We start from the raw sequence: 12715 nt of genomic DNA on the forward strand, positions 1-12715 counted from the left end.
ACGCCACTCGATGGGCTGAAAAAGATGCTGGATAATAAAGCATGACCCGCGCAACGGCTAGCGCCGTCGGAGACCCTTGTAATGCCTGATGAAGATGTACGCCTGCAACGCCTCGTTAATTGGCTCGATTCATTGCTACCGGCCCTGTTCGAAACGCGCGGCTGGGGCGCCGTGCCGGCCGCCACGCTGACGCCCGCCAGCAGCGACGCGAGCTTTCGCCGCTATTTTCGCTGGCAGGCCGGCGAGCGCAGCCTGATCGTGATGGACGCGCCACCGCCCCAGGAGGACTGCCGCCCCTTCGTCAAAGTGGCCAATCTGCTGGCGGAAGCCGCGATCAACGTGCCCGAGATCCTGGCGGCTGACCTGGAAAACGGCTACCTGTTGCTCAACGACCTCGGGCGCCAGACCTACCTGGACGTGATCGATGCGCAGAACGCCGATGCGCTGTTCGCCGATGCGATCCAGGCGTTGCTGGCCTTCCAGCGACTGCCCATGACTACGCCCATGCCGAGCTACGACGACGCCTTGCTGCGTCGCGAGCTGCAGCTGTTTCCCGAGTGGTACGTGCAGCGCCACCTGGGTGTGACCTTCGATGCCCGGCAGCAGGAGGCCTGGCAGCGCGTCAGTCAGCTGCTGATCGACAGTGCCCTGGCCCAGCCCAAGGTGCTGGTGCACCGCGATTTCATGCCGCGCAACCTGATGCTCAGCACACCCAACCCGGGGGTGCTGGACTTCCAGGATGCGGTGTACGGCCCGGTGACCTATGACATCACCAGCCTGTTCAAGGATGCCTTCCTGGGTTGGCCCGAGGCGCGGGTGCAGGACTGGCTCACCGGTTACTGGCAGCAGGCCCGTGCCGCTGGTATTCCGGTGCAGGCGGAGCTGCAGGACTTCCTGCGCGCCAGCGACCTGATGGGGGTCCAGCGCCACCTGAAAGTGATCGGCATCTTCGCCCGCATCTGTCACCGGGACGGCAAGCCCAAGTACCTGGGCGATGTGCCACGCTTCTTCACCTATATAGAAGCCGTGCTGGCGCGCCGCCCGGAACTGGCTGAGCTGGCGGAGCTGTTCGCCAGTCTGCCCCGTGAAGCGGCGGTGCCGGCATGAAAGCGATGATCCTGGCGGCCGGCAAGGGTGAGCGTCTGCGGCCCCTGACGCTGCACACGCCCAAGCCCCTGGTGCGCGCGGCCGGTGTGCCCCTGATCGAGTACCACATCCGGGCGCTGGCCGCGGCGGGTTTCCGGGAGCTGGTGATCAACCATGCCTGGCTGGGCCAGCAGATCGAAGACTACCTGGGGGACGGCGCGCGCTTCGGTGTTTCGATCCGCTATTCGGCGGAAGGCGAGCCCCTGGAAACCGGCGGCGGGATTTTTCGCGCGCTGCCGCTGCTGGGCGATGAGCCGTTCCTGGTGGTCAATGGTGACATCTATTGCGACTACCCCTTCGCTCGCGCCCAGCAACCGCTTAACGGGCTGGCCCACTTGGTGCTGGTCGACAACCCCGCCCATCACCCGGACGGTGATTTCAAGCTGCGACAGGGGCAGGTCAGCGATGCCGACGGGGAGGGCGGTTGCCTGACCTACAGTGGCATTGCCGTGCTCTCGCCGGCGCTGTTCGCAGGGTGCCAACCCGGTGCGTTCAAGCTGGCGCCGCTGTTGCGCCAGGCCATGGCTGACAACCGCGTCAGCGGCGAGCGTTTCGATGGGCACTGGATCGATGTCGGCACCCACGAGCGCCTGGCCGAGGTCGAGCAGTTGATCGGGCAGGGGCGCTGAGATGATCTGGCCGGCTACTGTGCTGGGTGCCGTGGCGGGGTGGGCGGCGGCGAGCATTCCCGGCGCGCTGCTCGGCGGCCTGCTGGGGCAGGTGCTCGACCGGCGGCTGCGCCTGCACAGCTGGTCGGCGCTGTGGCAGCGGCTGGGGCTGCAGCAGCCGGACAGCTCGGACGACATGCTGCTGTTCGTGCTGCTGGGACGCCTGGCCAAGTGCGAGGGGCGGGTGCTGCCGGTGCACATCGAGCAGGCACGCTCGGAAATGCAGCGCCTGGGGTTGGGCGATGCGGACCGCCAACGGGCGATCGACGCGTTCTCTCGCGGCAAGACCGGACGTGACAGCCTGCGTGCGCCCTTGCGGCGGCAGCGCCTGCAGAGCGAAGCGCTGCTGCGTGCCTGCTGGCGCATGGCCTGGGTCGACGGGCGGGTCGGCCAGGTCGAGCAGGAGTTGATCCTGCTGTGGGGGAAATGGCTAGGCGTATCGCCCGCGGCCCAGGCGCAGCTGAATGCGGCCTACGCCCCGAAGCAGGGTCCGATGGCCTCCACCGGCGGCAGTTATGAGCAGGCGCTGCGCTTGCTGGGCGTGGCGGCGGACAGCGAGCCAGCACAGATCAAACGTGCCTATCGCCGCCTGTTGAGCCGGCATCACCCGGACAAGCTGGCCGGCAGTGGGGCCGGCGCGGAGCGCGTGCGCGAAGCCACGGAAAAAACCCGCGAACTGCACAATGCCTATGGTGTGATCCGCCAGCGCCGCGGCTTCCGCTGAGGTATCAGCCGGCCGGCGCTCCGGCCGCTGGCGCGGAGGGGGCTGCTTTCTTGAGCTGTGTATCGAGCCAGCCGCGAATGCGCCGATAGACCTGTTCCTGCTCGACCTCGGGGTTGTCGGGCAGTGCCTTCATCCCGATCTGGGTATAGGCCGGGTGCTTCTGCCGCTTGCCCGCCTGCATGCGCAGCAGTGCGGCGGAACGGTCTGCCGCCTGATCCTTGAAGTAGAAATCGCCGGTGGGCAGTTGCAAGCCCGGGATCAGTTCATCCAGCTCCGGTGCGAATCCCGTTGGCCGTTCGGCCGCGACCAGCAGAAGATGCCGTACGCCGTCTGGCTTGTGTTCGGCCAGGTAGCGTGCCGCCCAGTAGGCACCGCTGCCGTGGCCGAGCAGGACGATGGTCTTGGCCTGGCGCTGTTCGGCGAAGGCGATGCCGGCGGCAATGCGGGCCAGCACGCGCTGGGTATGGGCGGCGCGCTGTGCGTCGGTCTGTGCTTTCGCGGCTTCTTCCGGTGCCACTGGCATGGCTGCCGTGGCTTCTTCGGTGCTGGGCGTCGGGGCTTCCCCATCTGCCTGAGGCGCCGCGGGTTCGCCGGGGGCGGCGGGGGCGGTTTCGTCGATCGGGGGGCGGACCGGCAGCAGCTCGCCCTGGGGGTCGGGCAGGGTCAGGCTGAGGCTGTGCCAGCCGTTGTCCGGCAGCTTGCGGCGCAGCGGGCCGATGCTCTGTGGCCAGTCGGCGCTCTCATCGTCGCCGGGCAACAGGATCACCGCGCCATTCGCGTCGCCGACGTTTGCCGGCAGCCACAGGGCCAGGAACTGATCACCGCCGGCGTCGAGCATCTGTTGCTCGCGCAGCGCCAGTTGTCGCTCCAGGGCCCGGGCATCCACCTGGCTGCGTTCGTCCAGCGGTGGCCGCACGGGCACTTCGGCCGCGGGCGGGGTTTCTTCCGCCTGCACCGGCAGGGCGCAGGCCAGCAGCAGGGCCAGAGGGAAACGGAAAGGAGTCGAGCGGCAGGCCCTGGGCATCAATGCATTCCTGGCAGGGGGACGTGCGTTCAGCCTACTGGCTCGCCGCCGATTTGTCAGGCGGACCCTTGGCAACGCCACGGGTGGCTGGAGTAATGTAGCAGGCATCCCTGTTTGAGCCCCTGAGCGCGGTGGTCCCTGAGCATGATGCGTTCGTTGAATGTTCTCCTGCTGCTCGTGTGCCTGTCGCCCCTGTGCTGGGCCGGAACTGCCGGCCGCTCTAGTTTGTTCACTGCAGAGCAGGAGGCCTGGCTCGCTGCCCATTCGACGCTGCGGGTCGGGGTGGTCCTGCAGCCGCCCTTCGCTCAGTCCGATCGCCGTCAGCAGGGCCTGTCAGGTGCCAGCATCGAGCTGATGGAGCACCTGGCCCGCCAACTGCGGGTGCAACTGGTGTGGACCGCGTTCCAGAACCAGACCGCACTCGAGGAGGCGCTCAACGCCAGGGCCATCGACCTGGCACCCGGTCTGACCCAGACCCCCGCCGGGCTGCGCGTGGCGCTGTTCTCCGATCCCTATTTGCGCATCCCTCATCTGTTGGTGGGCGTTCGCAGCGCCACGGGCAGCGTCGACCTGGAGCAGGTGGACGGCACGGTGCCGATTGCGGTGGCGGGCAGTGAGGCGGTGCTGGGCTACCTGCGCAGCAGCTTCGCGCAATTGAACGTGCAGGCGGTGGAGTCGCCACGCGAGGCCATGCGCCGGGTGCAGGAGCAGCGGGCCGGGTACGCCGTGGTGGACCAGGCCCAGCTCAGTCGCCTGTCGCGGGAGGCCGAGTTCGCCGACATGGCGATCGTCGGCGACATCGGTCTGCCGCAACTGTTGCGGGTCGCGTCGCGCCGCGACTGGCCGGTGCTGGCCAGTGTGGTGGATATCGGCCTGCGGGCGATCGCCCCGCGGGACCTGGAGCAGCTGCATGAGCGCTGGTTGCAGCCGGGCTATGCCGCGCCTCCGGTTTCCGTCGGTTTCTGGAAAAGCCTGTGCGTGTTCCTGGCGCTGCTGTTCCTGGCCTGCCTGGCGCTGTTGCTGACGGTGCGCCGGCAGCGCGACACCCTGGAGTTCCGCCTGCTGGCCGCACGGCATGAAATCGAACTGCGGGAAACCGCCAAGGACGCCCTGCGCCTGGCGCAGTTCTCCATCGACCACAGCACGGTGGGTATTCTCTGGGTCAACTGGGACAGTCACGTGCGCTATGCCAACCGGGCGGCGGAGCGAATGCTCGGCTACCTGCCGGGCACGGTGGTCGATCGCCCCTTGCGCGATTTCGAGCCGCGCCTGGACATGGACCGCTGGCTCAACCTGTGGCGGCATGCCCGCCAGGGCGACGACGGGCCGCTGAGTTTCGAGACCGAGTGCCAGCGAGCCGATGGCAGGTTGCTGCCGGTGGACGTGTCGCTGAGCTTTCTGCGCTACCGCGAGACCGAATACCTGGTGGTGTTCGTCACCGACGTCACCGAGCGGCGCCGCGCCCTGGCGGCATTGCGTGAGAGCGAGGCGCGCCTGCAGGGCATCGCCGCCAACGTGCCGGGACTGGTGTTCCGCCTGGAGCGGCCGCAGCCGAACCAGCCGGTGGACTTCGCCTTCATCAGCGAAGGCAGCGAGAACCTGGTGGGCTATACGGCGGCGACCCTGCTGGCCCCGGATCGCGGGCTGCGCAGCCTGGTGCACCCGGATGACAAGGCCAGCTACCACCGCACCCAGGACCAGGCGCTGCTCAGCGACAGTGACTGGCACTGGCAGGGGCGGATCCTGACTAACTCCGGCGAGCAGCGCTGGGCCGATATCAAGGCGATCGCGCGACGGCTCGAGGGCGGTCAAGTGGTCTGGGACGGCATCGTCTGGGACATCAGCCAGAACAAGCGCATCGAGCTCGAACTGGCTGAATCCCGTGCCCAACTGCGCGACCTGTCCGCCCACCTGGAAAGCGTGCGCGAGGAAGAGAAGGCGCGTATCGCCCGGGAAGTGCACGACGAATTGGGGCAGGTGCTCACCGTGCTCAAGCTGGAAACCTCGATGTGCGAGCTGAGCTATTCGGCCCTCGACCCTGGCCTGGGCGAGCGCCTGGGCAACATGAAGCGCTTGATCGCCCAGTTGTTCCAGCTGGTGCGCGACGTGGCCAGTGCCCTGCGTCCGCCGATCCTGGATGCCGGCCTGGCGTCGGCCATCGAGTGGCAGGCCCAGCGTTTCGAAGCGCGGACCCAGATCCCTTGCCTGGTCGAGGTGCCGGATGAATTGCCGGAGCTGCCCGACGGGCAGGCCATCGGGCTGTTCCGGGTGTTGCAGGAAGCCCTGACCAATGTGATCCGCCATGCCGGTGCGCACACGGTGGAGCTGCGCCTGGAACGCAGCAATGCCATGCTGTGCCTGAGCATCGTCGACGATGGGCGCGGTTTCACGCCCGAGGCTGTCGGCATGCAGTCGTTCGGGCTGGTGGGCATGCGCGAGCGGGTGCTGATGCTGGGCGGAACCCTGGCGATCGACAGCCGCCCCGGGGAAGGCACCACCCTGACGGTCACGGTGCCGCTGGACAGTTGAGCCGCGCGGTTGAGAACCGCCGGCAAGGAGACCCTGATTGATTCGTGTACTGGTTGCCGAAGACCACACCATCGTTCGTGAAGGTATCAAGCAATTGATCGGCCTGGCCAAGGACCTGCAGGTGGTGGGGGAGGCGAGCAATGGCGAGCAGTTGCTCGACACCCTGCGCCACACGCCCTGCGAGGTAGTGCTGCTGGACATCTCCATGCCCGGGGTGAATGGGCTGGAGGCGATTCCGCGCATCCGCGCCCTCAACCAGCCGCCGGCGATCCTGGTGCTGTCGATGCACGACGAGGCGCAGATGGCGGCCCGGGCGCTCAAGGTCGGCGCAGCCGGCTACGCCACCAAGGACAGCGACCCGGCGCTGCTGCTGACGGCGATTCGCAAGGTCGCCTCGGGCGGGCGCTACATTGACCCGGAGCTGGCGGACCGCATGGTGTTCGAGGTCGGCCTGACCGATTCGCGCCCGCCCCATGCCTTGCTCTCCGAACGTGAGTTCTCGGTGTTCGAGCGCCTGGTACAGGGTGCCAACGTCAACGAGATCGCCCAGCAGTTGGCGCTCAGCAGCAAGACCATCAGCACCCACAAGGCGCGCTTGATGCAGAAGCTCAACCTGCATTCGGTGGCCGACCTGGTGCGCTATGCCCTGGAGCACAAGTTGCTGTGATCCTGTAGGGCGATCCCTACACGCGGTCGTCCGATGCGCTGATGACAATCTCTCCTGCCCCCCGATTTGCGCCGCTTGCAGCTTTGCCTAGCCTGTAATCACTGATTACAAGAATCGAGGGTGTGGGGCATGGGCGAGGTGAGTTCAACCGCCACGGCGGACAATGTGCTGGTCAGCTTCCGTGGCGTGCAGAAGAGCTATGACGGCGAGTCGCTGATCGTCAAGAACCTCAATCTGGACATCCGCAAGGGCGAGTTCCTCACCCTGCTCGGGCCGTCCGGCTCCGGCAAGACCACCAGCCTGATGATGCTGGCCGGTTTCGAGACCCCCACCAGCGGCGAGATCCAGCTGGCGGGGCGCTCCATCAACAACGTACCGCCGCACAAGCGCGACATCGGCATGGTGTTCCAGAACTACGCACTGTTCCCGCACATGACCGTGGCCGAGAACCTGGCGTTTCCCCTGTCCGTGCGGGGCATGGGCAAGACCGACGTCAGCGAGCGGGTGAAGCGTGCCCTGACCATGGTCCAGCTCGACGCCTTCGCCAACCGCTACCCCGGCCAGCTGTCCGGCGGCCAACAGCAGCGCGTGGCCCTGGCCCGGGCCCTGGTGTTCGAACCGCAACTGGTGCTGATGGACGAGCCCCTGGGCGCACTGGACAAGCAATTGCGCGAACACATGCAGATGGAGATCAAGCACCTGCACAAGCGTCTGGGCGTGACGGTGGTGTACGTCACCCACGACCAGGGCGAAGCGCTGACCATGTCCGACCGCGTGGCGGTGTTCCACCAGGGCGAAATCCAGCAGATCGCCGACCCGCGCACGCTCTACGAAGCGCCCTGCAACACCTTCGTCGCCAACTTCATCGGTGAGAACAACCGCCTCAATGGCCGCCTGCTCAGCCGTGACGGCGAGCGCTGCGTGGTCGGCCTGCCCCGCGGGGAAAAGGTCGAGGCGCTGGCGGTCAATGTCGGTCAGCCTGGCGAGCCGGTGACCCTCTCGGTGCGCCCCGAGCGCGTGAGCCTGAACGGCTCCAGCGAGAGCTGCTGCAACCGCTTTTCCGGGCGGGTCGCCGAATTCATCTACCTCGGCGACCACGTGCGGGTGCGCCTGGAGGTCTGCGGCATGACCGACTTCTTCGTCAAACAGCCCATCGCCGAACTCGACCCTGCCCTGGCGGTGGGGGACGTGGTGCCCATCGGTTGGCAGGTCGAGCATGTGCGCGCACTCGACCCCTTGCTGGACAGTCATTGATCGCGCTTAACCAACGAAGCCACAGTGGAGCAAAAACAACAATGAAAAAATACCTCGCATTCCCCGTGCTGACCCTGGCCATGGCTTGCGCCGTGCCGGCGATGGCGGCCGACCTGACGGTGATCTCCTTCGGCGGCGCGAACAAGGCCGCCCAGGTCAAGGCGTTCTACGAGCCGTGGGAAGCCAACGGTAGCGGCAAGATCATCGCGGGCGAATACAACGGCGAGATGGCGCGGGTAAAAGCCATGGTCGACACCAACAGCGTGTCCTGGAACCTGGTGGAAGTGGAATCGCCGGAACTGGCGCGCGGCTGTGACGAAGGCATGTTCGAAGAGCTCGACCCGGCCCAGTTCGGCAACGCCGACGACTTCGTCGAAGGGGCGATCCAGCCGTGCGGCGTGGGCTTCTTCGTCTGGTCCACGGTGCTGGCCTACAACGCCGACAAACTCGCCAGCGCGCCGACGGGCTGGGCGGATTTCTGGGACACCCAGAAATTCCCCGGCAAGCGTGGCCTGCGCAAAGGCGCCAAGTACACCCTGGAATTCGCCCTGATGGCCGATGGCGTGGCGCCGAAGGACGTGTACAGCGTGCTGGCCACCAAGGAAGGCCAGGACCGCGCCTTCGCCAAGCTCGACCAGATCAAGCCGAGCATCCAGTGGTGGGAAGCGGGCGCCCAGCCGCCGCAGTTCCTGGCTTCCGGTGACGTGGTGATGAGTTCGGCCTACAACGGGCGGATCGCCGCGGTGCAGGGCGAAAGCAACCTGCAGGTGGTGTGGAACGGTGGCATCTACGACTTCGACGCCTGGGCGATCCCGAAGGGCGCCAAGGACCAGGATGCCGCGCAGAAATTCATCGCCTTCTCCGTGACGCCGGAGCAGCAGAAGATCTACTCGCAGAACATCGCCTACGGCCCGGCCAACAAGAAGGCGGTCGAACTGCTTGATCCGAAGCTGCTGAAGGACATGCCGACCACGCCGGAAAACATCGCCAACCAGGTGGCCATGGACGTGACCTTCTGGGCGGACTACGGCGAGCAGCTGGAACAGCGCTTCAACGCCTGGGCCGCGCGTAACTGACCCCCTCGGCAAGGCCCCTCTCCCGTGCCGGGGGAGGGGATGTTTTCCTCGTTTTCGCGGAGTTCGCTATGGCCATCGCAGTGCCCCAGTCCGAGGTCACCGGCCCCACCCTGAAACAGCGCCTGGCCAGAGCCGAGCGGGTCAACCGCCTGAAAGCCCAGGCCCTGATCCTGCCGCTGCTGGTGTTCCTGGTGCTGGTGTTCCTGGTCCCGATCATCGCCCTGCTCAACAAGAGCGTGGACAACCCGGAAGTCGTGGGCAGCATGCCGCGCACGGTCGAGGCGATCACCCTGTGGGATGGCAAGGGCCTGCCCGATGAGCCGGTCTACCACGCCCTGGCGCTGGACCTGGCCGATGCACGCCGCAACCAGACCATCGGCGACCTGTCCAAACGCATGAATATGGAGCTGGCCGGCTACCGCAGCCTGATGGCCAAGACCGGCCGCGCGCTGCCGTTCAAGAGCGAGCCCGAATCTTATAAAGGCGCGCTGGAAAGCCTGGATGAACGCTGGGGCGACCCCGCCTATTGGCAGGTGATTCGCCGCAACGCCAGCAGCATCACCCCCTATTACCTGCTGGCGGCGCTGGACCACCGGATCGACGACCTGGGCGAGCTGGCCTCGGCCACGCCGGACCAGGCGATCTACCTGGACATCTTTGCACGCACCTTCTGGATGGGCCTGGTGATCACCGCCATCTGCCTGGTGCTGGCGTACCCACTGGCGTACCTGCTGGCCACGCTGCCGACCCGGCAGAGCAACCTGCTCATGATCCTGGTGCTGCTGCCGTTCTGGACCTCCATCCTGGTACGGGTCGCGGCCTGGATCGTGCTGCTGCAGTCCAGCGGCCTGATCAACAGCGCGCTGCTCGGCCTGGGGATCATCGATAAGCCCCTGCAACTGGTGTTCAACCGCACCGGGGTGTACATCTCCATGGTGCACATCATGCTGCCGTTCATGATCCTGCCGATCTACAGCGTGATGAAGGGCATCTCGCCCACCTACATGCGGGCCGCCATCTCCCTGGGCTGTCACCCGTTCGCCAGCTTCTGGCGGGTGTACTTCCCGCAGACCCTGGCCGGTGTCAGCGCCGGCTGCCTGCTGGTGTTCATCCTGTCCATCGGCTACTACATCACCCCCGCGCTGCTGGGCAGTCCGGGCGATCAGATGGTCAGCTACTTCGTGGCCTTCTACACCAACACCTCGATCAACTGGGGCATGGCCACGGCGCTCGGCGGGCTGCTGCTGTTCGCCACGCTGGTGCTGTACGTGGTCTACAGCTGGCTGGTCGGTGCAAGCCGACTGCGTCTGGGATAACAGGAGATTCATCCGATGCTCAGTCCTTACATGTCCCCCATCGAGCGCGTCTGGCACTACACCCTGCGCACGATCTGCGTGCTGGTGCTGCTGTTCCTGATCCTGCCGGTGCTGGTGATCATTCCGCTGTCGTTCAACGCCGGGACCTTCCTGGTCTATCCGATCGAGTCGTTCTCCCTGCGCTGGTACGAAGACTTCTTCGGTTCGGCCAGTTGGATGCGCGCCCTGAAGAACAGCCTGATCGTCGCCCCGGCGGCGACGATACTGGCCATGGTGCTGGGGACCCTGGCCGCCATCGGCCTGACCCGTGGCGAGTTCCGCGGCAAGGCGCTGGTCATGAGCCTGCTGATTTCGCCGATGGTGGTGCCGGTGGTCATCGTCGGTGTGGCCAGCTACCTGTTCTTCGCGCCCCTGGGCATGGGCAACAGCTACCTGTCGCTGATCCTGGTGCACGCGGTGCTCGGCGTGCCGTTCGTCATCATCACCGTGTCGGCGACCCTGCAGGGCTTCAATTACAACCTGGTGCGCGCGGCGGCCAGCCTGGGCGCCTCGCCGCTCACGGCGTTCCGCCGGGTGACCCTGCCGCTGATCGCGCCGGGGGTGATCAGCGGGGCGCTGTTCGCCTTCGCCACCTCCTTCGATGAAGTGGTGGTGACCTTGTTTCTCGCCGGCCCCGAGCAGGTGACCCTGCCCCGGCAGATGTTCAGCGGCATTCGCGAGAACCTCAGCCCGACCATCGCTGCGGCGGCGACCCTGCTGATCGGCTTCTCGGTGGTCCTGCTGCTGACCCTGGAATGGCTGCGCGGGCGCAGCGAGAAGATGCGCACCGCCGTGCCGGAGTGAGGTGCAAGACCGGTGGCCGCAGTCAGGCTACAATGCGCGCCACCGTGATCACCGCCCCTCAGAGGTTCGCCATGCAACCCTTCGCCATCGCCCCGTCGATCCTGTCCGCTGACTTCGCCCGCCTGGGTGAGGAAGTGGACAACGTGCTCGCCGCAGGCGCGGACATCGTTCACTTCGACGTGATGGACAACCACTACGTGCCCAACCTGACCATCGGCCCGATGGTCTGCTCGGCACTGCGCAAGTACGGCATCACTGCGCCCATCGACGCGCACCTGATGGTCAAGCCGGTGGACCGCATCATCGGTGACTTCATCGAAGCCGGCGCCTCGTACATCACCTTCCACCCGGAGGCTTCCGAGCACGTCGACCGCTCCCTGCAACTGATCAAGAGCGGTGGCGCCAAGGCCGGCCTGGTGTTCAACCCGGCCACGCCGCTGGACGTGCTGAAGTACGTGATGGACAAGGTCGACATGATCCTGCTGATGAGCGTGAACCCCGGCTTCGGCGGGCAGAAGTTCATCCCCGGCACCCTCGATAAGCTGCGCGAGGCCCGTGCCCTGATCGACGCCAGCGGTCGTGAGATTCGCCTGGAAATCGATGGCGGGGTCAACGTGCAGAACATCCGCGAGATCGCCGCGGCCGGTGCGGACACCTTCGTCGCCGGCTCGGCGATCTTCAACCAGCCCGACTACAAGGCGGTCATCGACGCCATGCGTGCCGAACTGGCCCGGGTGTGAGCATGACGCCTCTGCAGCGCCTGTTCGACGGGCAGCTGCCGCGCCTGGTGATGTTCGACCTGGACGGCACGCTGGTCGACTCGGTGCCTGACCTCGCCGCCGCGGTGGACAAGGCATTGCTGACGCTGGGACGCCCCGCCGCCGGTGTCGAGCGGGTACGCGACTGGGTCGGCAATGGGGCGCGGGTGCTGGTGCGCCGCGCCCTGGCGGGCAGCCTGCAGCACGAGCAGGTGGACGATGCCCTGGCGCGTGAGGCGCTGGAGCTGTTCATGGCGGCCTATGCCGAGAGCCACACACTGACCACGGTGTACCCGGGCGTGCCCGAAGTGCTGGATGCCTTGCAGCAGGGCGGCGTCGCCCTGGCGATCGTGACCAACAAACCGGAGCGTTTCGTGGCGCCCTTGCTCGATGAGAAGGGCCTGGGCGACTACTTCCGCTGGATCGTCGGCGGCGACACGCTGCCCCAGCAGAAACCGGACCCGGCGGCGCTGCTGCATGTGCTGGAGCTGGCGGGTATTCCCCGGTCACAGGCGCTGTTCGTCGGCGACTCGCGCAACGACGTGCTGGCCGCCAGGGCCGCCGGCGTCACCTGCGTGGCGCTGAGCTATGGTTACAACCACGGGCGGCCGATTGCGGAAGAGGAGCCGGCGCTGGTGCTCGATGACCTGCGGGCGTTGCTCGAGCCGGTATGAACATTGCACCGGGCCGGGTTGATTCGGCCCGGCGCC

General features: G+C 66.6%; 12 protein-coding genes. 11 read left to right on the forward strand and 1 reads right to left on the reverse strand.

Annotation, left to right across the window (positions count from 1 at the left end; translation table 11 throughout):
• Nucleotides 1–81: 81 nt before the first annotated feature.
• From N5C28_RS09525 to N5C28_RS09535, 3 genes are read left to right on the forward strand one after another with little or no spacing between them, the layout of a single operon-like run.
• Complete coding sequence (locus tag N5C28_RS09525; protein WP_279821846.1) at nt 82–1107, forward strand: phosphotransferase; 1026 nt, start codon at nt 82–84, stop codon at nt 1105–1107.
• Nucleotides 1104–1775 carry an N-acetylmuramate alpha-1-phosphate uridylyltransferase MurU gene (gene murU, locus N5C28_RS09530; protein WP_279821847.1) on the forward strand — a complete coding sequence of 224 codons (672 nt, stop codon included), beginning with the start codon at nt 1104–1106 and terminating at the stop codon, nt 1773–1775. The genes N5C28_RS09525 and murU overlap by 4 nt, the downstream gene beginning before the upstream one ends.
• Nucleotide 1776: 1 nt before the next feature.
• Entirely contained in the window at nt 1777–2538 is a 762-nt protein-coding gene (locus N5C28_RS09535; protein ID WP_279821848.1) for a DnaJ domain-containing protein, read from the forward strand.
• 4 nt (nt 2539–2542) lie between these two features.
• Here the strand turns inward: N5C28_RS09535 and N5C28_RS09540 are convergent, their stop codons facing one another.
• Nucleotides 2543–3562 carry an alpha/beta hydrolase family protein gene (locus tag N5C28_RS09540; protein WP_279821849.1) on the reverse strand — a complete coding sequence of 340 codons (1020 nt, stop codon included), beginning with the start codon at nt 3560–3562 and terminating at the stop codon, nt 2543–2545.
• A gap of 144 nt (nt 3563–3706) precedes the next feature.
• On the opposite strand from N5C28_RS09540, the gene N5C28_RS09545 reads away from it, so the two are divergent.
• The 8 genes from N5C28_RS09545 (at nt 3707) to N5C28_RS09580 (ending at nt 12679) form a co-directional block, all read left to right on the forward strand.
• Entirely contained in the window at nt 3707–6091 is a 2385-nt protein-coding gene (locus N5C28_RS09545) for a PAS domain S-box protein (protein WP_279821850.1), read from the forward strand.
• Between the two features lie 37 nt (nt 6092–6128).
• The gene (locus N5C28_RS09550; RefSeq protein WP_279821851.1) at nt 6129–6758 is read left to right on the forward strand and encodes a response regulator transcription factor; all 630 of its coding nucleotides are present in this window, start codon (nt 6129–6131) and stop codon (nt 6756–6758) included.
• Between the two features lie 129 nt (nt 6759–6887).
• Nucleotides 6888–8012 (forward strand): ABC transporter ATP-binding protein, encoded by a 1125-nt coding sequence (locus tag N5C28_RS09555; protein ID WP_279821853.1) that lies wholly within the window; start codon nt 6888–6890, stop codon nt 8010–8012.
• 41 nt (nt 8013–8053) lie between these two features.
• Entirely contained in the window at nt 8054–9088 is a 1035-nt protein-coding gene (locus tag N5C28_RS09560; RefSeq protein ID WP_279821854.1) for an ABC transporter substrate-binding protein, read from the forward strand.
• 68 nt (nt 9089–9156) lie between these two features.
• Nucleotides 9157–10404, forward strand: a complete 1248-nt coding sequence (locus N5C28_RS09565; RefSeq protein ID WP_279821856.1) for an ABC transporter permease — start codon at nt 9157–9159, stop codon at nt 10402–10404.
• Nucleotides 10405–10419: 15 nt separating this feature from the next.
• Entirely contained in the window at nt 10420–11247 is an 828-nt protein-coding gene (locus N5C28_RS09570) for an ABC transporter permease (RefSeq protein WP_279821858.1), read from the forward strand.
• Between the two features lie 71 nt (nt 11248–11318).
• Nucleotides 11319–11987, forward strand: coding sequence for a ribulose-phosphate 3-epimerase (rpe, locus tag N5C28_RS09575; RefSeq protein ID WP_279821860.1), 669 nt, complete (start codon nt 11319–11321; stop codon nt 11985–11987).
• Nucleotides 11988–11989: 2 nt separating this feature from the next.
• Nucleotides 11990–12679, forward strand: coding sequence for a phosphoglycolate phosphatase (locus tag N5C28_RS09580; protein WP_279821861.1), 690 nt, complete (start codon nt 11990–11992; stop codon nt 12677–12679).
• Nucleotides 12680–12715: the final 36 nt, after the last annotated feature.

Origin of the sequence: Pseudomonas sp. GD03944 (genome assembly GCF_029839275.1) — a bacterium.
GTDB lineage: Bacteria > Pseudomonadota > Gammaproteobacteria > Pseudomonadales > Pseudomonadaceae > Aquipseudomonas.